Below are 24,048 nucleotides of genomic sequence, written 5' to 3' on the forward strand. Positions count from 1 at the left end.
GGATCCGATCCTTACGCCGGTTACAGTTTTACCGCCGGGAAATGATGCTCCGGTTTAACCATTTTGTCCTGCGCAGCGACGATTTGCAGCTCGTACTCGCCCATCGAATGAGTGGTCAGCATCACTTCATAAACGGCGGCGGTCACATGCTCCAGCGCTTTATCCAGCGCCTCGCCCTTGAGCAGATTCACCAGCAATAATCCGCTGGTCAGGTCGCCCACGCCAACCGGCTGACGCACGCCGAAATCGACCAGCGGGCGGTCGATATGCCAGGCTTCATCCGCCGTCACCAGCAACATTTCAAAACGATCGCTGTGATATCCCGCCCGGCTCAGATGTTTCACCAGCACGATTTTCGGGCCTTTCGCGATAAGCTCACGCGCCGTGGTAACGGCTTCTTCAACGCTTGCCACCGCATGGCCGCTCAGCAGTTCAAGCTCCAGCAGGTTTGGCGCAACGATATCGCAGTTCACCAGCGCCTGATTGCAGTGAAATTCCGCCACGCCCGGCGCCACGATACAGCCTTTCTCTGGATGCCCCATAACCGGATCGCAAAAATACCAGGCATTGGGATTCGCCGCTTTCACCTTCCGGACGATCTCCAGAATGCTTTGCCCCTGCTCTGGCGAGCCGATATAACCGCTCAGCACGGCGTCACAGTCTTTCAGGCGATCGATTTCCGCAATTCCTTGCGCAATTTCGGTCAGATGGCTGGCGGGCATCACGCAGCCTGTCCAGTGTCCGTACTGGGTGTGGTTGGAAAACTGAACCGTATTCAGCGGCCAAACGTTTGCGCCCATACGACGCATAGGGAATTCAGCCGCGCTGTTGCCGGCGTGCCCAAAAACAGTATGAGACTGGATAGAAAGAATGCTTTTCATGAGGAATTTCCGATAGCAGCGTCATCGGTGGATGGCGGAATAGCTGAGATCACAGGTCAAAACGGGGAGCATTTCGCTCCCCGTCGTGCCGGTCGTAAAACTTATGCCCAGAGCAGCAGGGTGTAGTTCTTTTTACCGCGACGCAGCAAGGTGTAGCGGCCAAACAGGCGGTCACTGTCAGTGAAACTGTACTCGGTGTCAGTCTGTTTTTCACCGTTAACGGACACGGCGTTTGACGAAATCATCGTACGCGCCTGACCTTTAGACGGCGCCATACCGGCGATCACCAGCGCCTGTTGCAGGTCGGTATCACGCGGGACTTCAAACAGCTCCAGGCCGTCCTGCGCCAGCTGGCCGAAATCGACTTCGGTCATTTCGCTCAGGGAACCGGAGAACAGGCTTTGCGTGATACGTTTCGCGGCAGCCAGACCTTCTGCGCCATGAACCATGCTGGTCACTTCTTCGGCCAGAACGTATTGTGCACGCGGGGCTTTACCGCTGTTTTTATCTTCTTCTTCCAGGGCATTGATGTCTTCGATGCTCATGAAGGTGAAGAATTTCAGGAAGCGGTAAACGTCGGCATCTGCTGTGTTGATCCAGAATTGGTAGAATTTGTACGGGCTGGTTTTCTTCGGATCCAGCCAGACTGCGCCGCCTTCGGTTTTACCGAATTTGGTACCGTCAGCTTTGGTGATAAGCGGAACGGTCAGGCCGAAGACCTGTTTCTGGTGCATACGGCGGGTTAAATCAATACCGGACGTAATGTTGCCCCACTGGTCGGAACCACCAATCTGCAGGACCACCTGATGGCGGTTGTACAGCTCGGAGAAATCGTAACCCTGCAACAGGTTATATGAGAATTCGGTGAAGGAGATGCCGCTGTCATCACGGTTCAGTCGCTGTTTCACCGCTTCTTTGTTGATCATCTGATTAACGGAGAAGTGTTTACCGATATCACGCAGGAAAGTCAGCACGTTCATGCCGCCAAACCAGTCGTAGTTATTCGCGGTAATGGCGCTGTTTTCGCCACAGTTGAAATCCAGGAACGGAGAAACCTGCTGGCGGATTTTCTCAACCCACTCGTTGACCGTTTCATTGGTATTCAGTTTACGTTCCGTGGCTTTAAAGCTCGGATCGCCGATAAGGCCGGTCGCACCGCCGACCAGCGCCACAGGCTTGTGGCCATTCAGCTGGAAGCGTTTCAGGCACAGCAATGGCACCAGATGACCCAAATGCAAGCTGTCTGCGGTAGGATCGAAACCGCAATAGAGTGCAATTGGCCCTTGCGCCAGTTGCTCAGCTAACGCTTCTTCATCCGTTACCTGGGCAACGAGGCCCCGCTCTTGCAATTGTTTAATCAGGTTGCTGCTCGCCATCAAAGACTCCGTTTGTATGTACTGAAAATTATGTACTGAATGTGTGCAGATTCATGTCTGACATCATGCCGAGCATGTGCCTTTTCTCTCACCTTTACGGGGAACGACATAGAATAAAGCGCTCGTCGTCCGAGCGCTAGGGAATCGCGTATTTTTTCATGGTTAGGGGGCGAGGCGGTCTATTTTCCAGCCAGTTTCTGTTTCTGCTTCATCGCGCTGATAGATAAACCGGTCGTGCAGACGATGTTCGCCGCCCTGCCAGAATTCCATCGAATCCACTTTCACGCGAAAACCGCCCCAGAAGCTGGGAAGCGGGACTTCGCCGTTGCTGAATTTTTGTTTGAGTTCGAGGAATTTGCTTTCCAGCACGCCACGCGCGGAGATACGGTTCGACTGCTGCGATACCCAGGCGCCGATCTGGCTGTCTTTCGGGCGGCTGGTGAAATATTTCATGACTTCCAGCGTCGAGAGGCGTTCTGCCTGACCGAGGACGATGACTTGTCTGTCCAGCATATGCCACGGGAACAGCAGGCTGATGCGGGAATTGTTCGCTAACTGCTGCGCTTTGCGGCTGCCCAGATTGGTGTAGAACACCAGCCCTTTTTCGTCATAGTGCTTTAACAGAACGATACGCTGAAACGGTTGCCCGCGTTCGTCAACGGTCGCCACAACCATCGCCGTCGGATCCGCCAGACGCGCATCGCAGGCCTGCTTCAGCCAGTGTTCAAACAAAGGAAGCGGTTCGGGAGTTAGATCTGCGCGACGCAGCCCGCCGCGCGTGTATTCACGGCGCGAGTCCGCAATATCAAATTCTTTGTTATCAGCCATATGGATTCAAATGCGTCTCTGAGGAAGGTAAAACGCATTGTGCACCCGACGCGTCAGGATCTCAACGTTCCTGACGCAGGGTTTTGGAAAGCGGAAAGCGAGGCTATTTCTGGACGCAATCGTCGATAATGACGTTATCCCCGCGCTGGACGAAGGCCTGATTGCCTTTTGACCAGAAGGTATAGCGGCCATCGCTGTAACGGGTTCCTGAGGCGGCTTCGACCTGTTTGAGTTTCAGCTGCTCGCCATCCAGCACCATGCTTACCTGCTGTGCCGGTTTATCCAGCGTGACGGTCAGTGGCAACGTGCCGCACTGATAATGTAATTCTTCCGTCGGGCTTTCAGCCTGATGACTGAACTGGCTGCATCCTGCCAGCGTTAATCCGGCTAACGAAGCGATAATCGCCTTTTTCATGTAGTGCTCCCTGTAGGTTCTGGTTTACCTCCGTTATGTACCACGCCAGATGGCGCAGCACATTGAGATAAAACCGAGAACGCATCAGGGACGGCTTGAAACCACCGGATAAATCGCGCCAAGCACAGTTTCGCGGCTGGCACCGGTCACGGACGGCAAATTACCCGGCTGGCCGGATAACGTTCTGAATGCCAGCCACGCAAACGCCAGCGCTTCCATATCATCACCGCTTATACCACAGGAATCCGTAGTGCAGACTTCAGTGCCCGGCAACATCGCTGAAAGCCGCGCCATCAGTAACGGATTACGTGCGCCACCACCGCACACCATCAGGCGATCGCAGCCGCCGGTCAGCTGAACCTGTTCGGCGATGCTTACTGCCGTCAGTTCGGCCAGCGTGGCCTGAACATCTGCGGGGGCAATTTCCGGTGATCGCGCGAGCTGTTTTTCCAGCCACGCCATATTGAAATATTCACGCCCGGTGCTTTTCGGCGCAGGCTCCGCAAAATAGGGATCCGAGAGCATCTGCTGAAGCAGACGCAAATTGACCCGCCCCTGACCAGCCCATTCCGCACCTTTATCGTAAGGCCGGGCTTTATGACGCCAGATCCACGCATCCATCAGCATATTGCCCGGCCCGGTGTCATACCCGCGCACCGGTTGTCCCGGCAAAAGCATAGAGAGATTCGCAATGCCGCCTATGTTCAGGATCATCCTGCGCTCAGCAGCGTCAGACAGTAATGCCTGATGAAACGCCGGAACCAGCGGTGCGCCCTGCCCGCCCCACGCCATATCGCGGCGGCGGAAATCGCCCACGGTAGTAATACCGGTCATGGCCGCAATACGGTTGTTGTCGCCAAGCTGCATCGAAAAAGTGGTTTTGCCTTTAGGCTGATGCCAGACGGTCTGCCCGTGGCAGCCGATCGCTGTGACTTCGTCCGCAGAGATGTTGGCACTTTTCAGTAAGCCTAAAACTGCTTCGCCAAATAAAATTCCCAGCTGAGTATCGAGCTCGCCGACCTGTTCAAGCGTCACCTGTTGCCCCTGGCACATCCCCAGAATGGCATTTTTTAGCGCCAGAGGAATGGGATGAGAATAGCTCGCCTGCTGCGCCACCATGCGTTCGTCAATGGCGGCCAGCACAACATCAACACCATCGAGACTGGTGCCGGACATCACCCCGATATAGCGACCTGACTTCATAGATAACATCCCCAACTCCTCAGGAAAAACGTCCGACAAAGTAATAGCCACAGAGTAATCGGTATTTAGAGAGCAGCGCCATGAGTTACTGAATTTTTTATTACGCCGTGTGATGACTTCGTGTTTTTCTTGTTACGGTTTTTTATTTTTAAAAATAGGTGCGCTGCAATAATCGCCAATAACAACATTAAGCCAGAAATTTTGATTTAACAGATGGCTGTCTAAAACTTAAACCTGCGTTTATTATTAGTTGAGTCCCTCTCCTGTATACTGGAGATAGTGAAGTGAATTTCTGTTATGACACCCTCGACACTGATGTTGAACTGTGTACTGTTTTTTCTCTGTTGCTGCCGCTACTCTGAAAGATGTGCAGTAGCATAAAAAAAGGAGCTCTTTATGATTAAGCGTTTACTCGTCGTCGCCCTTGCCGGTGCAACCCTTGCTGGCTGCGTCAACGATAATTCTCTGTCTGGCGATGTTTACTCCGCATCTCAGGCTAAGCAAATTCAACAAGTTACCTACGGGACTATCGTTTCTGCACGTCCAGTACAGATTCAGGGCGGAGATGATGCGAACATCGTCGGCGCTTTGGGCGGGGCTGTGCTCGGTGGCTTCCTGGGTAACACTGTCGGTGGCGGTACTGGCCGCAGCCTGGCAACCGCCGCGGGTGCTGTTGCCGGTGGTGTAGCCGGTCAGGGCGTTCAAAGTTCTCTTAACCGTTCAAATGGTGTGGAACTACAAATCCGTCGCGATGACGGCAGCACAATCCAGGTTGTTCAGAAAGCCGGACCGACCAAATTCAGCGTCGGTCAGCGTGTGAGCATGGCAAGCAGCGGCAGCACCATTACTGTCTCTCCTGGTGCCTGATAGCTTTCCCCGCAAAACAAAAAACCGAAGCCAATGGCTTCGGTTTTTTTTATGCGCCCTGCTTTTCCGGCAGAGCAAATACAACGCTGTGTGACGTAAAAAAACTCAATTCTTATGATTTGCTTTGCAGGGAAGCGATATTTTTTTCCAGCCGGGACAGCATCCCGCCCAGTTGTTCAATTTCTGCAGACGACATACCTGACAAAATTTCTTTGCGCGTGGAATCAATCACCGACTCCATTTCACTGATGATAGGTTCCGCTTCTTCAGTCAGCTTGATGCGTTTAGCACGGCGATCGCTGGCACAAGTCTGACGGGTAATCAGTTTCTTTTCTTCGAGCTGATCCAGCGTGCGGACCAGAGAAGGTTGTTCAATCCCAATGGCTTTTGCGAGCTGAATTTGAGACTGTTCAGGAGGTAACATATTGATATTGTGCAGTGTTACCCAATGTGTTTGCGTGAGTTCCAATGGTTTTAGCCGATCGTCAATCAACGCACGCCAGGCACGAACTAATCGTGCTAGATCTGACCCCAGATTCGATTCCAATTATCCCCTCCTTATAATTAGCATGCTAAGATAACTCCCCAGAGTTTAGCTTAGTTTTAGGAACTTTAATCGAGAAATTACAATTCTATATATAATGGTAGGTACTATTGCATCCGGAAGCGGGTCGCCTGCTTCCAAAGGTAAACTTGTTTATAACACAATCACTGGCAGAGATTAATATTGTGAATGCGCAAATGTTTGACTCAGGCTTCCCCTTACCGGATCTGGTCCTGGGTGCCTCACTTTATTTCCCCCCAATGTTCAAAGCATTTTTACTGGGGCTGGTTTTCTGGCTTCTGATACACCGGGTTCTGCGTGATTGGATTTATTCTGGTGAAGTGTGGCATCCCACCCTGATGGATTTATCCCTTTTTGTTATCTCTATTTGTGCCGCACTGATGCTTATGGTGAACATCTAAAAATGAAATTTAAGACACTCAAATATTTCTCAACCGTGCTGGTTTTTGCGGTCGCTATATGTGCGGGCTGGTGGATGTGGAATTACTATATGCAATCGCCGTGGACGCGAGACGGCAAAGTTCGCGCCGAAATTGTCGACATCACGCCTGAGGTTTCCGGACGGATTATCGACATCAATATCCATGATAATCAGTTCGTAAAAAGCGGAGACCCACTGTTCAGCCTGGATCCGGTCCCTTTCAGGATCGCTGTCGATAATGCACAGGCGGCGCTGGCAAAAGCGGCGGCAGATCTAGCCAAAGCAGAGCATGAGGCAACGCGCCGTCGCGGTCTGGGCACTAACGTTATTTCTGCCGAGTCGCTGGATGAATCGAATATCAGCGCCAAAGCTATGCAGGCTGCTTATCAGGCTGCGCAGGCGTCCTTAGAACAGGCAAAATGGAATCTGAGTAAAACCAATATTGTCGCGCCGACTGACGGTTATATAACCAACCTGCAAACCCGCAAAGGGAATTACGCCACCACGGGCACTCCGCTGGTGGGGCTGGTAGATATTCATTCTTTTTACGTACTCGGCTATTTCGAAGAGACGAAACTAAAAAGTATTCGCGAAGGCAGCCAGGCTGATATCACTTTATTTAACGGGAATATTCCGCTTCAGGGGCGCGTCGAAAGTATTGGCCGCGCCATTTATGACCAGAGCCTGGATACGCCGTCGGATTTACTGATGAACGTGAAACCTAATGTGCCGTGGGTTCGTCTTGCACAGCGCGTTCCGGTGCGGATTAAGCTGGAAAATGTCCCCGAACATGTCGTTCTGGTGGCGGGTACCACCTGCACTATTTCCATCCGTGATTAAGGCCCTGCCGTGAATCTTTCCTGGCTCGAGTGGAAAAATACGCCGTGGGGCAAAGCGACCGGCGGCCAATGGCGATACGCATTGCGCAATTCTATCGCCATGATCCTGGCGCTGTATATCGCCTTTGAATTCCAGATGGATGAGCCTTACTGGGCACTGACCTCCGCAGCAGTCGTGAGTTTCCCCACCGTTGGCGGCGTTATCAGTAAAAGTATCGGACGTATTATTGGCAGCCTGCTGGGGGCGGTGGGCGCAGTTTTTATCGCCGGACACTGTCTGAATGAGCCGTGGCTGTTTACGTTTTCTATCGCCGCCTGGCTGGGCGTCTGTACGTATATTTCCAACCACTATCAAAATAACGTTTCGTACGCCTTCGCGCTGGCCGGTTATACCGCGGCGATCATCGCGTTTTCGACCGTAGACGTGACCGACACGACGCAGATTTTTGATATCGCTCAGGCACGCGTCGGGGAAGTGATCACCGGTATTTTGTGCGGCGGTTTCATGATGATGGTTCTGCCGAGCACCTCTGACGGCGACGCCCTGCTCACTTCCCTGCGAAAAATGCACACACAGTTGCTGGAGCACGCGCAGTTGTTGTGGCGGGCCGAAATCAATGAGCAGATCCGTACTTCGCATGAAGGATTGATCGGGCAAATCCTGACCATGAATCTGCTGCGCATTCAGGCTGTCTGGAGCCATTACCGCCTGCGCCGTCAGAACAACGTTCTCAATTATTTGCTGCATCAGCAACTGCGCATGACAAGCTACATTTCCAGCCTTCGCCGGATGCTGCTGAACTGGCCCCATCCGCCGGAAAATCTGGCCGACGTATTAACCGTTTTACTCGATGAACTCCGCAAACCGGACACCGATAAATATAGGCTATCAAAAATCCTTCAGTGCATTAAGCCTCATGACACCGCAGATTTTCGCCATCAGGCATTCTGGAAGCGGCTGCGTGATTTTTGCTGGCTTTATTTGCGCAGTGAACGCTGGTTGCGCCGCGTTGAAAAGGCCAATGCCGCAGAAGCAGAAATGCTGCAACCACCAAGAATCAGCCATCTCGCTCAGCATACTGACACTGTTGAAGCTGCTTATAACGGTCTGCGGACGTTCCTGTGTATTGTTATCGGATGTGCGTTCTGGATGACCACGCAATGGGATTCCGGTGCCGGTGCCGTGGCGCTGACCGCCGTCAGTTGCGTGCTTTATTCCTCAACCGCATCGCCCATCGGCAGCATCACGCTGTTAATTAAATCGCTCGGCCTGTTATTCATTGGCTGTTTTTTACTGAAATTCGGCCTGATGGTACAAATCGATAATTTCTGGGTGTTCTGCGCGTTCTTCCTGCCGATGCTGGTGACCATGCAGATGATGAAGCTGCAATACAAAAGGTACGCCGGATTGTGGGGCCAGATGATCGTGTTTATGGGCTCGTTTCTGGCCGTCACAAACCCGCCGGACTTTGATTACGGATCGTTTATGAATGACGGCGTCGCCAAAATTGCGGGCGTCATGCTGGCGGGGATCGCGTTCCAGGTTTTACGCCCAAGTTCGGATAAACGTAAAAGCCGTCGCATTATTCGCGCCCTGCGCCGCGACTTTATGGATCAGCTCAGCCGTAAACCTTCTCTGAGCCATTTCCAGTTTGAATCCCTGATTTACCACCGGATGAATCAGCTGAATCAGAGTAAAGACCAGATCTCGCGTACCTGGCTGCTGCGCTGGGGGGTGGTGCTGCTCAATTGCAGTCACATCGTCTGGCAGCTACGCGAATGGGAAACGCGATCCGACCCGCTTTCTGCGGTACGTGATGTCTGTATTCATTGTCTGAAAGGCGTGATGACGGAGCGTGGCGTCAGCCATGCAAATCTGGATGGTACGCTGGCTGAATTACTGCGTATGAGTGAATCACTGGCGCATCATCCTGAACCGGCGGCGCGCGATCTGGCGGGAGTGATCTGGCGTTTATATTGCTCGCTGTCACAGCTGCAACAGGCGATTTCAACGGATGACGGCCCGGCGGATCCTGCGCTTGCTGCCACAAAACCCGCCTGACCGTTAAGACTCAAAACGGGTTACGGAACATCGTAACCCAGAGCCGCTTTACGGATGCGGAACCACTGCTGGCGCGTCATCTCAAGCGATAATGATTTCAGTGCTGACGCCACGCGTTCGATTTTGCCCGAACCGATAATCGGCAACGGCTGTGAAGGCAGACGCATCACCCACGCATAAACCACCTGTTCAATGGTGTCTGCACCGGTTTCATTGGCCACGGCCTGAAGCTCGTCACGCAGCGGCTGGAATTCTGCCTCGCTGAACAGACGACCGCCGCCCAGACAGGACCACGCCATCGGTTTGATACGCAGCTGCTGGCAGAGATCTAAGGTTCCGTCGAGAATAGCGGGCTGATGAATCGGAGAAATTTCTACCTGATTGGTGACCAGTGAGAACGGCAGGCGCGACTGCAAAAGGCTGAACTGCGCTGGCGTAAAATTGGAGACACCAAAGTGTTTCACTTTGCCGCTTTTATGCAACTGCGTGAACGCTTCTGCCACTTCGTCGGCATCCATCAGCGGATCAGGGCGGTGGATCAGCAGTAAATCCAGCGAATCCGTATGGAGATTGCTCAGGGATTTCTCAGCGCGTTCAACGATATATTTATGATCGGTAATGTAGTGACCAATCTTGTTGTCAGGGTTTGCTTTAGTCGCGATACCGCATTTGCTCACCAGCTGCATTTTTTCGCGCAACGACGGTTTCAGACGCAGAGCCGCGCCAAACGCCGCCTCACACTGATAATCGCCATAAATATCCGCATGATCGGCGGTCGTGATACCCAGCTCGATATGCTGCTCCATAAACGCCAGAACCTGCTGCGGCGTCATATTCCATTCCATCAGACGCCAGTAACCGCAAATCAGTTTTGAAAAAACCGGGCCTTGCGGCGAAATCGGAGTACGTGCTTCCATTATGATTCCCTTAAGTTTTTCGTATTTTCAAGCTACAGAATACACAACGTCTGTGATGCTGTATTGATGCGAAGCGGAAGAATTGCAAAGAAGCAGACCGCCATCACGACCCTGACAATCTGCGTTACGTATTCAGAACAGTTCGGGTTGTTCCGGCAGCGGTTCGTCCGGCTGTTTTCCGGCACGTTGCTGGCGCGCTAAACGTTGCTGACATAAGCGCAGCACGTGGCGTTTTTCCGCATCGGTCATTTTCATCCAGCCAAAACGTTCTTCGCGGCTGCGCAGGCAACCACGGCAATAACCACGTTCATCGGCCTGACAAATTCCACGGCACGGACTGGGGATGTCGAAAAACTCAAGCTGCTGGGCCACACGCCCTCCGCAAATAACGGTGAACTTTTATTCAAGACGTTTTCTCGCCATCCCGCAAGATGATTTATCGCCCGATGTCTCAATCTTCAAATATCTGCAACACGGCGCTGCTACCTTACGCGTGGCTGTTTATTCTGTCTGAAAACAGCCCTACTGTTTCCCCGACATCAATAAGAAAACAGATGTTTGCCCTCACCTCAGCCGGCACCCGCCGGCTCTTTTTTCTTCATTTTTCGCCCGCACAGTGATACGACGCAGGGTAAGTTTTTTCGAAAAGGCACCGTGCGCGTAGTCACAAGCGCCCCGGATACGATAGAAAGAGCCATGAATAAACGGTCGTATGCGGGGAGTACGCTCCATAATGTCATACCGATCAATCCCATAATTTCGGAGTTACTCAAAATGACTAAGCTTTTCACCCCTCTTGTTGTTGGTAAAAACACTCTGCCAAACCGCGTGTTTATGGCTCCACTGACCCGCCTGCGCAGCATTGAACCAGGTGATATCCCGACGCCGCTGATGGGTGAATATTACGCACAGCGCCACAGCTCCGGCCTTATCATCACCGAAGCGACACAAGTTTCCTTCCAGGCGAAAGGTTACGCGGGCGCACCCGGCCTGCACACGCCGGAACAGGTTGCGGCCTGGAAAAAAATTGTTGCCGGCGTGCATCAGAAAAACGGCCACATCGCCGTACAGCTTTGGCACACCGGCCGCATTTCGCACAACAGCGTTCAGCCGGACAACCAGACGCCGGTTGCGCCCTCAGCGGTCAATCCTAATACGCGTACCAGCCTGCGTGATGAGCAAGGCCACGCCATTCGCGTCGATTGCCCGACACCGCGCGCGCTGGAGCTGAGTGAAATCCCAGGCATCGTGAATGATTTCCGTCACGCAGCAGCCTGTTCAGCAGAAGCCGGTTTCGATTACATCGAACTGCACGCGGCGCACGGTTATCTGTTGCACCAGTTCATGTCTCCGGCCTCTAACCTGCGTGAAGACCAGTACGGCGGCAGCATTGAAAACCGCACGCGCCTGACGCTCGAAGTGGTAGACGCCGCTATTGACGCCATCGGAGCTGATCGCGTCGGTATCCGTATTTCCCCGATGGGCCCGTTCAACGGCCTCGACAACGGTCAGGATCAGGAAGAAGCGGCAATTTATCTGCTGGATGAACTTAACAAACGTAAACTGGCCTACCTGCACATTTCTGAACCTGACTGGGCGGGCGGCAAACCTTACACCACAGAATTCCGCGAAGTGATCCGCGCGCATTATCAGGGCGTGATTGTCGGTGCCGGTGCGTATACCGCAGAAAAAGGCGAAGAGCTGATCGAAAAAGGTTACATCGATGCCGTGGCGTTTGGCCGCAGCTACATCGCCAACCCGGATCTGGTCGAGCGCCTGAAATCACATGCACCACTCAATGAACCAAAACCTGAAACCTTCTACGGCGGCGGTGCTCAGGGCTATACCGATTACCCAACGCTGTAATCAATAATAAATTTTTACACCTTCTTTGCGGCAGCCGACGCCCTCCGGTTGCCGCTTTTTTTGGTCAGTCATTCAGCAACTGATTGCCGTTTTACGGACAAAACGGTCACTATCAGTTAGGCTTGAAATAATAATCATCATGCTGCGAATAAAGAGGAAATTATGCGTTTACTCCATACCATGCTTCGCGTCGGCGATCTGCCGCGTTCAATCAGCTTTTATACCGATGTTTTAGGCATGCGACTGCTGCGTACCAGCGAAAATACAGAGTACAAATATTCACTGGCCTTCGTGGGTTACACCGAAGAAAGTGAAGGCGCCGTGATCGAGCTGACCTACAACTGGGGCGTAGACAGCTACGACATCGGTACCGCCTATGGTCACATCGCGCTGGGCGTAGATAACGTTGCGCAAACTTGTGAAGATATCCGTAATGCGGGCGGTAAAGTGACGCGTGAAGCGGGCCCGGTTAAAGGCGGTTCAACTATCATCGCGTTCGTGGAAGATCCGGATGGCTACAAAATTGAATTGATCGAATCCAAACATGCCGGTCAGGGTCTGGGAAATTAATCCTTTGCAATAATGGCCTTAACCGCTGACAGGGGCGCTGATGCGCCCTTTTTTATTGCCAATTTCTCCGTGCCCCTGTAACGGGTGACAAAATTTGTCATAATGCGCGCTGAATTCGATGAAGATTAAGAAGCTAATGGCCGAGAATAGTGACATTAACGCCCTGAAAGGTCGTTTTCGTGGTTTTTATCCCGTGGTGATTGATGTGGAAACCGCCGGATTTAATGCCAAAACTGATGCCCTGCTGGAAATTGCCGCGATCACGCTGAAAATGGATGAGGACGGCTGGCTGCAAAGCGACGAGACCGTACACTTCCACGTTGAGCCTTTCGAAGGCTCGGTGCTGGTGCCGGAAGCGCTGGCTTTCAACGGTATTGATCCGACCAACCCGTTGCGTGGTGCGGTCAGTGAATACGAAGCGCTGCACGAGATTTTCAAAGTTATCCGTAAAGGGATGAAAGAACAGAACTGTAACAGGGCGATTATCGTGGCGCATAACGCCAATTTTGACCACAGTTTCCTGATGGCCGCCGCCGAACGTGCGGGGCTAAAACGCAATCCTTTCCATCCGTTTGCCACCTTTGATACCGCCGCGTTAAGCGGGCTGGTGCTCGGGCAAACCGTGCTGGCGAAGGCCTGTATCAGCGCCGGTATCGTGTTTGACAGCAGTCAGGCGCATTCCGCCCTGTACGACACTGAACGCACAGCAGAACTGTTTTGCGAGCTGGTGAATCGCTGGAAACGCCTCGGCGGCTGGCCGCTGGCACTGTCTGCGGATGAAAACGAAGTGGAAGAAGCACCGGAAGAAAATCAGCAATAATTTTCGCGGCTTTCATGCAGTCGAAAGGACAAATAAAAAGAGCGACATAATGTCGCTCTTTTTTTACCGGTAACCCCGGGTCAGGCTGCCGGTATTTCTGAATCGCCCTGAATTACTCTTCAGAGGATTTGTATTTCTCAGCCGTTTCTTTGATCAGCTGTTGCAGTTCACCGCGCTGGAACATCTCAACCACGATGTCGCAACCGCCAACCAGCTCACCATCAACCCACAGCTGCGGGAACGTTGGCCAGTTAGCAAATTTTGGCATCTCAGCACGAATATCCGGGTTCTGCAGGATATCAACGTAAGCGAAACGCTCGCCACACGCAGACAGCGCCTGAACAGCCTGTGCTGAAAAACCGCAGCTTGGCAGTTTTGGAGAACCTTTCATGTACAGCAGAATCGGGTTTTCAGAAACTTGCTTCTGAATTTTTTCAATCGTTGGAGTGGTCATTTCTTGCTTCCTCAAGCCGGTACAGGCTGTCACGGTCATTACTCTTCACGCGCAGCACACAGAGACGGTGTGCAATCACAATGCTTTCTATTGTAACGATGGCTGCCACCAGATAAAAACGCCAATTTTTGTGGGGTCTTTCTCAATACTGGCATTTCGCTAAACAATCTTCTGCGCTTGCGTTCAGGTTCACATATTTAAAGATTCATCGAGAATAACATTTTTGCCGTTCCACGATAATGTCAGATTTGCAAAATCCCATTCTTTAACTTAAATAATAACATGATGAAAAGTGGTTATTTTTTTGACTAAAAATGGCGGTTATTTCGACATAAAAAAAGCTATTAACTTTTTCTCACAATATGATCTAGAATCGAGGCAATTCGTGCTTTTTTGTCTCGTTCTTTTAGGCAATACTCTGACATCCCTGATGTTTAACCCTACCACTCATGGTAACGAAGCTATGCGCTTACTGTTCACGCTTTTTGTGCTGCTCTTTACCCAGCTGTTTCTGAATATGGCTCATGCGTCGCCACAGACTCGTGTCGCTGCCGACCAGCGAAAGAGTCATGTTAACCAGGTCACGCCGGAAGAACGCCGAAAGCGAAAAACGGCAGCCGCGAAAACCAGCAAGAAAACCAAAGTCGCGCCGGTTTCAGAACCTAAAACTCAGGAAAAAAATTCGAAGAAGAAAGTCAAAAGCACCGAACTGGTTAAGCGAAAGACGTCTTCTGAAAAAACAGTAAAAACGACGCGGGCCGAGAGTAAAAAAGAAAAAACACTCAAGACAACCCGGGCCGAGGCGAAAGCAGGGAAGGAAACGAAAACCCGCTCTCTCGCTAAAAACAGCAGTGAAAAGGCCAGTAAAAAAGAAGCGTATGGCCGCCACCGCAAAGGCAAAAAGTTACGTGAAGAAGACAGTAAACCGATAACGCTCAGCGCAACACACAAGAAACGTTATCAGCACGCACAACAAACCGCGATGACCAAGCTGATGCACCAGGTCGGCAAACCTTACCGCTGGGGCGGAACGTCACCGAATACAGGTTTCGATTGCAGCGGACTGGTTTACTACGCATATAAAGATTTGATCCGTATTAAAATGCCCCGCACAGCGAATGAAATGTACCACTTGCGCGATGCGGCCCCGGTCAAACGGGGTGAATTAGAATCCGGCGATCTGGTTTTCTTCCGGATTAATAACCGCGGCGCCGCAGACCATGTCGGTGTTTACGTAGGAAACGGGAAGTTTATCCAGTCACCGCGCACCGGCGAAGACATTAAGATCACCTCACTGGGTGACGATTACTGGCAAGATCATTATGTAGGCGCACGACGGGTAATGACCCCTAAGACGATCCGATAATAAACAATTCGTTAAGTCTGAAGTTTCGCTAATCAGCCATTGAATAGCATTTAACGAAGAGTTTCTGCAGGGAAGAGTATCGGCGGAATGGGTGACTGCGTAAAATTGAAAAGGGCGATTCCTGTTATAGGTAATCGCCCTTTTTATTGCGGCTTTCGCGCAAATCAGTTCATCACTGCGGTGAAACTGAAAGCAATAATCACGAGCAAAGCGCAGACCGTAGTGATCAAAGAAAATTTCAGGTTGCTGTCCATTAAACCCCCTTACGGATCAAATTGTGGCGTTCGTATAGCCACACTGAATGTGTGCCAACGCATTTTCTCATAATTCGCATTGAAAATCTTGTGCTGAATGACACCAGGTTCATGACAATTTTACTTCCACTTTCCTGCATTATAAGTGAAAATTGTCGGTTACCACGCCTGTGTGCCGGTCGATTTCACCCGAGAGCATTTCACGCCTCACTCTGAAGAATCCACCCAACGATTTCACTGCCCTTTTCGAAGTCAGCAGTTAAATCCACGCAAGCAAACGATTAACATAATGCTAACGTGCTGAAACACGTGAGCACAGGAGTCATTTTTTACATGGCAACGATTAAAGATGTCGCAAAGCGCGCTGGCGTTTCCACCACAACCGTGTCGCACGTCATCAATAAAACCCGTTTCGTCGCCGAAGAAACCCGAGCCGCGGTTCTCCTTGCAATCAAAGAGTTGCACTATTCTCCCAGCGCTGTGGCACGTAGCCTGAAGGTCAATAACACCAAAACGATCGGTCTTCTGGCAACGTCCAGTGAAGCGCCCTACTTCGCCGAAGTGATTGAGGCCGTGGAAAACAGCTGTTTCTCAAAAGGCTATACGCTGATTTTGTGTAACTCACACAATAATCTGGAGAAGCAACAGGCCTACCTGCAAATGCTGGCGCAAAAACGCGTCGACGGTTTACTTGTGATGTGCGCGGAGTATCCGGACGAATTGCTGAATATGCTTGAAGAATACCGCTCCATCCCGATGGTTGTGATGGACTGGGGCGAAGCGCGTAAGAATTTCACCGACAGCATTATCGATAACGCGTTTGAAGGCGGCTATATGGCCGGACGTTATCTGATTGAACGCGGTCATCGCGATATCGGCGTGATCCCTGGGCAACTGGCGCGAAACACCGGCGGCGGCCGTTTCCAGGGCTTTGTGAAAGCACTGACGGAAGCTAATATTCCTCTTCGTGAAGAATGGGTCGTTCAGGGCGACTTTGAGCCGGAATCGGGCTATCAGGCCATGCACAAAATTCTGATGCAGAAAAACCGCCCGACGGCTGTATTCTGTGGCGGTGACGTGATGGCGATGGGGGCAATCTGTGCCGCCGATGAGCTGGGCCTGCGCGTACCGCAGGATATTTCCGTGATTGGCTATGATAACGTGCGTAACGCGCGCTATTTCTCACCGGCACTGACGACAGTTCATCAGCCAAAAGAACGTCTGGGCGAAATGGCCTTTACCATGCTGCTGGACAGAATTATCAGCAAACGCGAAGAGTCGCAGACCATTGAAGTGCATCCCAAACTGGTTGAGCGCCGTTCCGTGGCCGACGGCCCGTACCGCGATTACCGCCGTTAACTTTCAATAAACGCCTGTGCCGCAGGCGTTTATTGTCAGTCGCGCAACCATTCCCGGTTCATCGTTTCCGTATCGCCCATGTATTCCAGCAGCCACGCCAGCGAAGGCGACGGATTGCTCTGATCCCACGTCAGGCAGCACGGGCTGTCCGGAAAGGTATTTTCCAGCGACAGTACCTGTAATTTTTGCTGTTCAATCCAGGGTGTCACGCGGTGAACCGGCATCATGCCAACACATAAACCTTCGTTCAGACATTCCAACGCACACGTCCAGTCGGGAACCACCAGCCGCCGCTGGTTATCCAGCGTCCAGGTATCGCGTTTCGGCAATGTCCGCGATGTATCTTCCAGGCAAAGCGCCGGATAAGGCCGTAACTGATCGTCACTCAGTATTCCCTGCGTCTGGGCCAGCGGATGTTGCGCGCTGACCACACAATGCCAGTCCATAAAACCCATATCGCGGAAATTGAACCGTCCACCGACGGGGATCGCCCGCGTCGCGCCGATGGCGACATCCGCCCGCCCGTCGACCAGCGCGTCCCAGACACCGTTAAAGACTTCCGAATGAATGATGAGTTCGGTATCAGGGAAATGGCGATAGAAATCCAGCACCAGCTGCCGTGTCCGCACAGGTTTAACGATACGGTCAACGGCCACCCGTAATTCTCCGCGCCAGCCATTGGCGACCTGCTGACACTGGCGGCGGGTCGCTATCATTTTTTTTGTCAGAACCCGCGCTTCGTCGACAAAAACTTTACCGGCAGGAGTCAGAATAACGTCGCGATGTCTGCGTTCAAACAACGGAACGGCCAGCCATTGTTCAAGCTGGCGAACGGTGTAGCTGATGGCAGAAGGAACCCGGTGCAAGTCCTGCGCGGCAGCGCTAAAACTGCCTGTTCGGGCGACGGCATCGACCACTTCAAGTGCATATTCTGACCACATCGTTTAGCCTTCAATATTTTTGATAGCAGATTGCAAATATTAGCGTTTCACAAGCCTGTTATCAAAGCGTTAAACTCCGCATCCGATACGATTTCCGCGTCAAATCATCTGCAATAAATAAATTAAAGAGACAATAATGAAACCCTCACTTGGATTTATGCTCTATCTTGCCGGGCTGAGCATGCTTGGCTTTTTAGCGACCGATATGTACCTTCCGGCCTTCAGCGCGATGCAAAGCAGCCTGATGACCAGCCCGGGCATGATCAGCGCCAGCCTGAGTATTTTCCTTGGCGGCTTTGCCATCGGTCAGCTGTTGTGGGGGCCGTTGTCCGACAAGATTGGCCGCAAGCCGGTATTGCTGATTGGCTTAGCGCTCTTTGTCGTCGGTTGTCTGGGCGTGCTATGGGTTGAGAATGTCCGCGCCCTGCTGGCGCTGCGTTTCCTGCAAGCTGTCGGCGTCTGTGCCGCCGCCGTCACCTGGCAGGCGCTGGTGGTAGATCGCTTTTCTGCCGATGTTGCTAAAAAAACCTTTGCCAGCATCATGCCACTGGTTGCGCTTTCCCCTGCTCTGGCACCTTTGCTGGGCGCCTGGGTTCTCAACCATTTTGACTGGGAAGCGATTTTCGTTCTGCTGACCGCCGTAGCCGTTATCTTGCTTATCACCACGTCCACACTGCGCGAAAATGCGCCAGAGGTTCATGCTCCTGCTGATAAAACCGGTTTCGCGAAGCTTCTCGCTTCCCGGGTTTACAGCGGTAACGTGATGATTTATGCCGCCTGCTCTGCCGGCTTTTTCGCGTGGCTGACTGGTTCCCCGTTTATTCTCAGCGACATGGGGTATTCGCCGGGTGTGATTGGCCTGAGCTATGTTCCACAGACCATTGCTTTCCTTCTTGGCGGTTTTGGGTGTCGTGTGCTGATCAGCAAAACGGATGGGAATAAGATCCTGCCGTGGCTGCTGGCAGGTTATGGCGTCAGTGTGGCGGGTTTGTTCGGCGTGGCTATATTTACTGATGCGAGTCTGGTGAGTCTGTTAATTCCGTTCTGCCTGATGGCTTTGGTGAATGGCGCGATTTATCCCATTGTCGTCGCAAATGCATTAATGCCATTTCCTGCTAATACAGGTAAGGCCGCGGCGTTGCAAAATACACTGCAGTTGGGTCTATGTTTCCTCGCGAGTTTGCTGGTTTCCGCATTTATTGTGCAACCACTCATGGCGACAGTCACCACGATGCTGTCTACACTACTGTTGGTAGTTTTAGGCCGCTGGCTGTCACTGCGTCAGGAAGAAGTGCAATCCGGTGAACAGGAACCGGTGCAGAAACAGCATGCACGGAATGCAAACTAATAGTGATAATGACTTTAAGTAACAATCACTTAATGGACATTTACATTCGTAGTGATTAACTATTGAGAATGCCAGCCAGCGAGCCTATACTCAACTGAACCCAATAAAATAGCATTTTTACAATACTTTTATTACATAGTTAGCGTCGGCGCGAGGTTCGCGTCACACTATTTATTCTGGTTCGTTTTTCAAGGATGATTTTCCTGCCCACATTTTGTGTGCAGGCGTTCTTCTAATTTCCTCTGTTGGTGTCGAATATCGGACGTGGCGCAAGTCGTCTGTTCTCATAAAGACCTGCAAAAATAGCCTTTGCTTTTCCCGGCAGGTTAATAAGTCAGAAGAGAAAGTGATGGAGAAGCTATGAGTTCATCGTGTATAGAAGACCAAAGCATTCAGGACAATCAGTGGTATCGGATAGTCAGTGAAATGCTGGCTACGGCAGACATCCAGGTTAACGGTAATCGCCCTTTCGACCTTAAAGTAAAAAACACTGACTTCTTCAAGCGTGTTTTACAGGAAGGTTCTTTGGGTCTGGGTGAAAGTTATATGGATGGTTGGTGGGAATGCGAGCGCCTTGATATATTTTTCCAGCGCGTTCTCCGTGCCGGTTTGGAAAATAAACTCCCCCACCATTTTAAAGACACACTACGTATCGCAGCAGCACGCCTCACCAATCTGCAGTCCCGTAAACGGGCGTGGATCGTCGGGAAAGAACATTACGATTTGGGTAATGATTTATTTACCCTGATGCTCGACCCGTATATGCAATATTCCTGCGGCTACTGGAAAGATGCCACGACGCTTGAAGAAGCGCAGGAAGCTAAACTCAAAATGATCTGCGATAAACTGCAACTGAAACCGGGCCAGCGTTTGCTCGATATCGGCTGCGGCTGGGGTGGATTATCTGAGTTTGCAGCCCGCAATTATGGCGTCAGCGTGGTTGGCGTTACGATTTCTGCCGAGCAACAAAAGCTGGCCCAGAAACGCTGCGAAGGCCTGGACGTCACCATTTTGCTACAGGATTACCGCGATCTTAACGATCAGTTCGACCGTGTTGTTTCCGTCGGTATGTTCGAGCATGTGGGCCCCAAAAATTATGAGACCTACTTTAATGTCGCCCGACGTAACATCAAACCTGACGGCATTTTCCTGCTGCACACCATCGGTTCTAACAAAACAGATCTGAGTGTCGATCCGTGGATAGATAAATATATCTTTCCAAACGGCTGCCTGCCGTCTGTCCAGCAAATTGCTCGAAACAGCGAATCATTATTTGTGATGGAAGACTGGCACAATATCGGCGCAGATTATGATCGTACTCTGATGGCCTGGAATGAACGTTTCCAGAAACACTGGCCTGAACTGGCAGAGCGTTACGGCGACCGCTTTCACCGGATGTTCACCTATTATCTGAATGCCTGTGCAGGTGCTTTCAGAGCCCGTGATATTCAGCTCTGGCAAGTTGTGTTCAGCCCTGAAGGTGTGGATGGTGGGATGCGCGTGCCACGCTAATTCGCAGAATCCTTTTACCACGCTTTAAAAGCAAAAAACCGGACGTTCATGTCCGGTTTTCTTTTTGGTTTTTCTTTTTGGTTCCTGTTAACGCACGTGCTGAAAATGATTATTCAGCCTTTTCGTTCATCGCCTGCGCAGTGGCGATTGCGGCTTCGCGGCTGGCCAGCACACGTTCAACCGTATCGACGATGGCCTGCGTTTGCGGATCAATTTCAATATTAATTTTATCCCCGAGACGCTTAGTGCCCAGCGTGGTTCTTTGCAGCGTTTCAGGAATTAAATGCACACAAAAACGGGTGCGGGTCACCTCCCCGATGGTCAGGCTGATACCATCAATCCCGATATACCCTTTATGTAAAACATATTTCATTAAATCTTCATGCGGCATGCGGAACCAGATTTGACGGTTATTTTCTGACGTCAGAATCTTCGCCACTTCGGCAGTACAAATAATATGTCCGGACATTAAATGCCCGCCAATTTCGTCATTAAAACGCGCAGCGCGCTCCAGATTGACCTGATCGCCAACATTCAGATCGCCGAGATTGGTCAGACGCAGGGTTTCTTTCATCAGATCGAAACTGACTAAATTCCCCTTTACTTCTGTGACAGTCAGACAACAACCGTTGTGCGCGACAGAAGCCCCCAACTGGAGGTTATCAAGCATATCCTCAGGCAGGCGCACTACATGGGTACGGAAATTCGGTTTTTCGTCAATGGACACGACCGTTCCGGTTCCCTGAACTATTCCGGTAAACATAGCCTATTCCTCAATGTTTAAATCTGCTGTATTAAGACGACGCTAAGGTCAGTTTGCCGCAGAATTAAATGAAAGCCAAATCTCTGCGGACAAAAATAGTCTGGTATTGACGGATTTCATTATTTAACCGGTCATTAACAGCATTGTTTGCTTAAAAATATTGAAGATGTACAATCTTCTGGCTATTTTCCGCTCTTAAATGCCGTCACGCGTGGCGTTTTTTATTCAATATAATCAACAAAAAAGGTGTATCAGTGCAGAAGTACCTTGCAGAGGCGCGGGTATTGTTGGCGCTTGCGATCCCGGTCATCCTTGCGCAGGTCGCTCAGACCGCCATGGGCGTTGTCGATACCATTATGGCCGGTTCAGTCAGTGCCACCGATATGGCTGCGGTTGCCGTCGGCACCTCCATCTGGCTGCCCGCGATTCTATTCGGCCATGGTTTATTACTTTCACTGACGCCCACGGTTGCTCATCTGAACGGCGCCGGTCGCCGCGAAAAAATCGGCCATCAGATCCAGCAGGGATTCTGGCTGGCTTCCGGCGTTTCCGTGCTGATCATCGTCGTCTTGTCCCAATGTGATCATCTCATCGGCCTGATGCACAACATCGATCCTGAACTGAGAGAAAAAGCTGTCGGATATTTGCACGCCATCATGTGGGGTGCGCCGGGCTATTTATTCTTTCAGGTATTGCGCGATCAGTGCGAAGGCTTGTCAAAAACAAAACCCGGTATGGTCTTCGGGTTTATAGGGCTGCTGGTGAATATTCCCGTTAACTACATTTTCATCTACGGGAAATTTGGCGCGCCGGCCCTCGGCGGCGTGGGTTGTGGTGTGGCAACCGGCACGGTTTACTGGGTCATGTTCTTCATGATGCGATTTTACGTGCGCCGCAATTATACGATGCGCGATATCGTTGCCCCTTCCCGCTTTGCAAAACCTGACTGGCCGACGCTGCGCCGTCTGATTCAGCTCGGGATGCCAATTGCGCTGGCGCTGTTCTTTGAAGTGACGCTGTTTGCGATTGTCGCGCTGCTGGTTTCACCGCTAGGTATCGTGGCCGTCGCCAGCCATCAGATCGCACTTAATGTCGGCTCACTGATGTTTGTGATCCCCCTTTCGCTGGGCGTTGCTGCGACGATCCGCGTTGGCTCGCGGCTCGGTGAATCTTCGGTAGAAGGCGCCAAAGTGGCGGCTTACACCAGTATTCTGACCGGCATTATGATGGCCTGTTGTACAAGCATGGCCGCCATCATTTTCCGTGAACATATCGCGTCACTTTATAATGACAATGTCGAAGTGGTGACGCTTGCGTCTCACCTGCTGATATTTGCCGCACTGTTCCAGATTTCAGATGCAATTCAGGTGATCGGCAGCGGCGTACTGCGCGGATATAAAGATACGCGTTCGATCTTCTATATTACATTTGTCGCGTATTGGGTGCTGGGATTGCCGGTGGGCTATGTGCTCGGGCTGACTGATCTGCTGGTGCCGCAAATGGGGCCAAGCGGATTCTGGTGCGGCTTCATTCTGGGTCTGACTTTTGCGGCGGTCATGATGACGTTTCGTATGCGCTGGTTACAAAAACAACCCTCATTTACTATTTTACAAAAAGCAGGCCGCTGATCTGATTTGGGATTGCATGGTTTGAAATTCCGCGCGAGGCGAATGTGATGCAGCGCGCGGAAAATTTCGTCATCTGACCGGCCGTTATGCCTAAAAAAACAACGCAATGCGCATTCGCTCGGCAATCACTCACAATATGACAGTAAAATGTCTTTTTTCCCTTGCCAGCATTCAGAGAGGTCGCTAATATTCGTCCCCGTCGCCGACACTGGCTGACACCGAAGAAAACGATGCGTCCGTAGCTCAGTTGGTTAGAGCACCACCTTGACATGGTGGGGGTCGGTGGTTCGAGTCCACTCGGACGCACCATTCTTCTTCAAAGCTTTACCGTTGCACATTGTGCGTCCGTAGCTCAGTTGGTTAGAGCACCACCTTGACATGGTGGGGGTCGGTGGTTCGAGTCCACTCGGACGCACCAAAGCAACGTTCTCTCTCCTCCCGCTGTTTTACATTTTCCCTGAACACTTCCAGTTTCTGAATAAATCTGATTTGAATTCTCCGTTCACCATACTTCTGAGTTTTAAATCGCTCCGCCGTCATCCGTTTGTATTTTTTTAAGATTATTTCGTAAATGTGGCATTTTCGAAGGTACCGTGACGAAACTGTTATGCCTTCGGGTTTTTGCTCTGCCCGCTTTGGATAATTGCGCAACAAAGCTCTGTCATCTGCCCTAAGCTTGCGCAGCATCACGTTTTTTATTTGGTTTCCCGCCCCGTTCCCCCCTATAATACGCATCGTCTCTTCGATTGAATGGTTTCAGCCCCTTGATCTGTCGATATCGCACTTATAAAAG

The 24,048-nt window shown here is 51.4% G+C and carries 24 protein-coding genes and 2 tRNA genes; 14 read left to right on the forward strand and 12 right to left on the reverse strand.

Features of this window, described 5'->3' with window-relative positions; translation table 11 throughout:
• Positions 1–20: 20 nt before the first annotated feature.
• The 5 genes from pdxY to anmK form a co-directional block, all read right to left on the reverse strand.
• Positions 21–881: a pyridoxal kinase PdxY gene (gene pdxY, locus M2403_RS01635; RefSeq protein ID WP_152325739.1), complete on the reverse strand. Its 861-nt coding sequence runs from the start codon at positions 879–881 to the stop codon at positions 21–23.
• Between the two features lie 101 nt (positions 882–982).
• Entirely contained in the window at positions 983–2,257 is a 1,275-nt protein-coding gene (gene tyrS, locus M2403_RS01640) for a tyrosine--tRNA ligase (RefSeq protein ID WP_152325738.1), read from the reverse strand.
• Positions 2,258–2,419: 162 nt separating this feature from the next.
• A complete protein-coding gene (pdxH, locus tag M2403_RS01645) occupies positions 2,420–3,085 on the reverse strand; it encodes a pyridoxamine 5'-phosphate oxidase (protein ID WP_259228441.1) in 666 nt (221 codons plus the stop codon).
• Positions 3,086–3,188: 103 nt separating this feature from the next.
• The gene (locus M2403_RS01650; RefSeq protein WP_152325736.1) at positions 3,189–3,500 is read right to left on the reverse strand and encodes an MliC family protein; all 312 of its coding nucleotides are present in this window, start codon (positions 3,498–3,500) and stop codon (positions 3,189–3,191) included.
• 84 nt (positions 3,501–3,584) lie between these two features.
• Entirely contained in the window at positions 3,585–4,703 is a 1,119-nt protein-coding gene (anmK, locus tag M2403_RS01655) for an anhydro-N-acetylmuramic acid kinase (RefSeq protein WP_165058651.1), read from the reverse strand.
• A 396-nt stretch (positions 4,704–5,099) separates the two neighbouring features.
• On the opposite strand from anmK, the gene M2403_RS01660 reads away from it, so the two are divergent.
• The gene (locus M2403_RS01660) at positions 5,100–5,570 is read left to right on the forward strand and encodes a glycine zipper 2TM domain-containing protein (RefSeq protein WP_152325735.1); all 471 of its coding nucleotides are present in this window, start codon (positions 5,100–5,102) and stop codon (positions 5,568–5,570) included.
• Positions 5,571–5,682: 112 nt separating this feature from the next.
• On the opposite strand, the gene slyA is transcribed toward M2403_RS01660, so the two are convergent.
• The gene (gene slyA / locus M2403_RS01665; protein WP_152325734.1) at positions 5,683–6,117 is read right to left on the reverse strand and encodes a transcriptional regulator SlyA; all 435 of its coding nucleotides are present in this window, start codon (positions 6,115–6,117) and stop codon (positions 5,683–5,685) included.
• A gap of 194 nt (positions 6,118–6,311) precedes the next feature.
• On the opposite strand from slyA, the gene M2403_RS01670 reads away from it, so the two are divergent.
• From M2403_RS01670 to M2403_RS01680, 3 genes are read left to right on the forward strand one after another with little or no spacing between them, the layout of a single operon-like run.
• Positions 6,312–6,536, forward strand: coding sequence for a DUF1656 domain-containing protein (locus M2403_RS01670; protein WP_259228652.1), 225 nt, complete (start codon positions 6,312–6,314; stop codon positions 6,534–6,536).
• Between the two features lie 2 nt (positions 6,537–6,538).
• Positions 6,539–7,396, forward strand: a complete 858-nt coding sequence (locus M2403_RS01675; protein ID WP_165056914.1) for an HlyD family secretion protein — start codon at positions 6,539–6,541, stop codon at positions 7,394–7,396.
• Between the two features lie 9 nt (positions 7,397–7,405).
• On the forward strand, positions 7,406–9,457 hold the full coding sequence (locus M2403_RS01680) for an FUSC family protein (protein ID WP_259228445.1): 2,052 nt from the start codon (positions 7,406–7,408) through the stop codon (positions 9,455–9,457).
• A gap of 20 nt (positions 9,458–9,477) precedes the next feature.
• Here M2403_RS01680 and M2403_RS01685 read toward each other — a convergent pair whose 3' ends face one another.
• Together M2403_RS01685 and M2403_RS01690 are read right to left on the reverse strand one after the other, a co-directional pair.
• Positions 9,478–10,374, reverse strand: coding sequence for an aldo/keto reductase family oxidoreductase (locus M2403_RS01685; protein WP_165056910.1), 897 nt, complete (start codon positions 10,372–10,374; stop codon positions 9,478–9,480).
• Between the two features lie 132 nt (positions 10,375–10,506).
• Positions 10,507–10,746, reverse strand: coding sequence for a DUF1289 domain-containing protein (locus M2403_RS01690; RefSeq protein ID WP_152325730.1), 240 nt, complete (start codon positions 10,744–10,746; stop codon positions 10,507–10,509).
• A 402-nt stretch (positions 10,747–11,148) separates the two neighbouring features.
• On the opposite strand from M2403_RS01690, the gene M2403_RS01695 reads away from it, so the two are divergent.
• The 3 genes from M2403_RS01695 (at position 11,149) to rnt (ending at position 13,630) form a co-directional block, all read left to right on the forward strand.
• Positions 11,149–12,240, forward strand: coding sequence for an alkene reductase (locus tag M2403_RS01695; protein ID WP_152325729.1), 1,092 nt, complete (start codon positions 11,149–11,151; stop codon positions 12,238–12,240).
• A gap of 162 nt (positions 12,241–12,402) precedes the next feature.
• Complete coding sequence (gene gloA, locus M2403_RS01700; RefSeq protein WP_152325728.1) at positions 12,403–12,810, forward strand: lactoylglutathione lyase; 408 nt, start codon at positions 12,403–12,405, stop codon at positions 12,808–12,810.
• 136 nt (positions 12,811–12,946) lie between these two features.
• Positions 12,947–13,630, forward strand: coding sequence for a ribonuclease T (gene rnt / locus M2403_RS01705; protein WP_152325727.1), 684 nt, complete (start codon positions 12,947–12,949; stop codon positions 13,628–13,630).
• A gap of 112 nt (positions 13,631–13,742) precedes the next feature.
• On the opposite strand, the gene M2403_RS01710 is transcribed toward rnt, so the two are convergent.
• Entirely contained in the window at positions 13,743–14,084 is a 342-nt protein-coding gene (locus M2403_RS01710; protein ID WP_015697793.1) for a Grx4 family monothiol glutaredoxin, read from the reverse strand.
• A 463-nt stretch (positions 14,085–14,547) separates the two neighbouring features.
• On the opposite strand from M2403_RS01710, the gene M2403_RS01715 reads away from it, so the two are divergent.
• Complete coding sequence (locus tag M2403_RS01715) at positions 14,548–15,450, forward strand: C40 family peptidase (protein WP_259228653.1); 903 nt, start codon at positions 14,548–14,550, stop codon at positions 15,448–15,450.
• A gap of 164 nt (positions 15,451–15,614) precedes the next feature.
• Here M2403_RS01715 and M2403_RS24905 read toward each other — a convergent pair whose 3' ends face one another.
• Positions 15,615–15,704 (reverse strand): YnhF family membrane protein, encoded by a 90-nt coding sequence (locus M2403_RS24905; protein ID WP_104922526.1) that lies wholly within the window; start codon positions 15,702–15,704, stop codon positions 15,615–15,617.
• A gap of 333 nt (positions 15,705–16,037) precedes the next feature.
• Between M2403_RS24905 and purR the strand changes: the two genes are divergently transcribed.
• The gene (gene purR, locus M2403_RS01720; RefSeq protein ID WP_104922527.1) at positions 16,038–17,063 is read left to right on the forward strand and encodes an HTH-type transcriptional repressor PurR; all 1,026 of its coding nucleotides are present in this window, start codon (positions 16,038–16,040) and stop codon (positions 17,061–17,063) included.
• A gap of 35 nt (positions 17,064–17,098) precedes the next feature.
• Here the strand turns inward: purR and punR are convergent, their stop codons facing one another.
• Entirely contained in the window at positions 17,099–18,004 is a 906-nt protein-coding gene (gene punR / locus M2403_RS01725; protein WP_259228451.1) for a DNA-binding transcriptional activator PunR, read from the reverse strand.
• A gap of 136 nt (positions 18,005–18,140) precedes the next feature.
• Here punR and punC point away from each other — a divergent pair, with 136 nt between their 5' ends.
• Both punC and cfa read left to right on the forward strand, forming a co-directional pair.
• Positions 18,141–19,352 (forward strand): purine nucleoside transporter PunC, encoded by a 1,212-nt coding sequence (gene punC, locus M2403_RS01730; RefSeq protein ID WP_152325725.1) that lies wholly within the window; start codon positions 18,141–18,143, stop codon positions 19,350–19,352.
• Between the two features lie 360 nt (positions 19,353–19,712).
• Positions 19,713–20,864, forward strand: a complete 1,152-nt coding sequence (cfa, locus tag M2403_RS01735) for a cyclopropane fatty acyl phospholipid synthase (RefSeq protein ID WP_165056904.1) — start codon at positions 19,713–19,715, stop codon at positions 20,862–20,864.
• A gap of 109 nt (positions 20,865–20,973) precedes the next feature.
• On the opposite strand, the gene M2403_RS01740 is transcribed toward cfa, so the two are convergent.
• Positions 20,974–21,627: a riboflavin synthase subunit alpha gene (locus M2403_RS01740; RefSeq protein WP_152325723.1), complete on the reverse strand. Its 654-nt coding sequence runs from the start codon at positions 21,625–21,627 to the stop codon at positions 20,974–20,976.
• 254 nt (positions 21,628–21,881) lie between these two features.
• Here M2403_RS01740 and M2403_RS01745 point away from each other — a divergent pair, with 254 nt between their 5' ends.
• The 3 genes from M2403_RS01745 (at position 21,882) to M2403_RS01755 (ending at position 23,673) form a co-directional block, all read left to right on the forward strand.
• Positions 21,882–23,255, forward strand: coding sequence for an MATE family efflux transporter (locus M2403_RS01745; RefSeq protein ID WP_208951306.1), 1,374 nt, complete (start codon positions 21,882–21,884; stop codon positions 23,253–23,255).
• Positions 23,256–23,487: 232 nt separating this feature from the next.
• Positions 23,488–23,564 (forward strand) — tRNA-Val (locus M2403_RS01750).
• Between the two features lie 32 nt (positions 23,565–23,596).
• Positions 23,597–23,673: transfer RNA gene (locus M2403_RS01755), tRNA-Val, on the forward strand.
• The last annotated feature ends 375 nt before the right edge of the window (positions 23,674–24,048 follow it).

Origin of the sequence: Rahnella sp. BIGb0603 (assembly GCF_024808755.1) — a bacterium.
GTDB classification, from domain to species: Bacteria; Pseudomonadota; Gammaproteobacteria; order Enterobacterales; family Enterobacteriaceae; genus Rahnella; species Rahnella contaminans.

Bases quoted from the DNA above. Each gene is read 5' to 3' on its own strand.
- pdxY (WP_152325739.1), bottom strand. From the start codon at position 881: ATGAAAAGCATTCTTTCTATCCAGTCTCATACTGTTTTTGGGCACGCC.
- tyrS (WP_152325738.1), bottom strand. From the start codon at position 2,257: ATGGCGAGCAGCAACCTGATTAAACAATTGCAAGAGCGGGGCCTCGTT.
- pdxH (WP_259228441.1), bottom strand. From the start codon at position 3,085: ATGGCTGATAACAAAGAATTTGATATTGCGGACTCGCGCCGTGAATAC.
- M2403_RS01650 (WP_152325736.1), bottom strand. From the start codon at position 3,500: ATGAAAAAGGCGATTATCGCTTCGTTAGCCGGATTAACGCTGGCAGGA.
- anmK (WP_165058651.1), bottom strand. From the start codon at position 4,703: ATGAAGTCAGGTCGCTATATCGGGGTGATGTCCGGCACCAGTCTCGAT.
- M2403_RS01660 (WP_152325735.1), top strand. From the start codon at position 5,100: ATGATTAAGCGTTTACTCGTCGTCGCCCTTGCCGGTGCAACCCTTGCT.
- M2403_RS01670 (WP_259228652.1), top strand. From the start codon at position 6,312: ATGTTTGACTCAGGCTTCCCCTTACCGGATCTGGTCCTGGGTGCCTCA.
- M2403_RS01675 (WP_165056914.1), top strand. From the start codon at position 6,539: ATGAAATTTAAGACACTCAAATATTTCTCAACCGTGCTGGTTTTTGCG.
- M2403_RS01685 (WP_165056910.1), bottom strand. From the start codon at position 10,374: ATGGAAGCACGTACTCCGATTTCGCCGCAAGGCCCGGTTTTTTCAAAA.
- M2403_RS01695 (WP_152325729.1), top strand. From the start codon at position 11,149: ATGACTAAGCTTTTCACCCCTCTTGTTGTTGGTAAAAACACTCTGCCA.
- gloA (WP_152325728.1), top strand. From the start codon at position 12,403: ATGCGTTTACTCCATACCATGCTTCGCGTCGGCGATCTGCCGCGTTCA.
- rnt (WP_152325727.1), top strand. From the start codon at position 12,947: ATGGCCGAGAATAGTGACATTAACGCCCTGAAAGGTCGTTTTCGTGGT.
- M2403_RS01710 (WP_015697793.1), bottom strand. From the start codon at position 14,084: ATGACCACTCCAACGATTGAAAAAATTCAGAAGCAAGTTTCTGAAAAC.
- M2403_RS01715 (WP_259228653.1), top strand. From the start codon at position 14,548: ATGCGCTTACTGTTCACGCTTTTTGTGCTGCTCTTTACCCAGCTGTTT.
- M2403_RS24905 (WP_104922526.1), bottom strand. From the start codon at position 15,704: ATGGACAGCAACCTGAAATTTTCTTTGATCACTACGGTCTGCGCTTTG.
- purR (WP_104922527.1), top strand. From the start codon at position 16,038: ATGGCAACGATTAAAGATGTCGCAAAGCGCGCTGGCGTTTCCACCACA.
- punR (WP_259228451.1), bottom strand. From the start codon at position 18,004: ATGTGGTCAGAATATGCACTTGAAGTGGTCGATGCCGTCGCCCGAACA.
- punC (WP_152325725.1), top strand. From the start codon at position 18,141: ATGAAACCCTCACTTGGATTTATGCTCTATCTTGCCGGGCTGAGCATG.
- cfa (WP_165056904.1), top strand. From the start codon at position 19,713: ATGAGTTCATCGTGTATAGAAGACCAAAGCATTCAGGACAATCAGTGG.
- M2403_RS01740 (WP_152325723.1), bottom strand. From the start codon at position 21,627: ATGTTTACCGGAATAGTTCAGGGAACCGGAACGGTCGTGTCCATTGAC.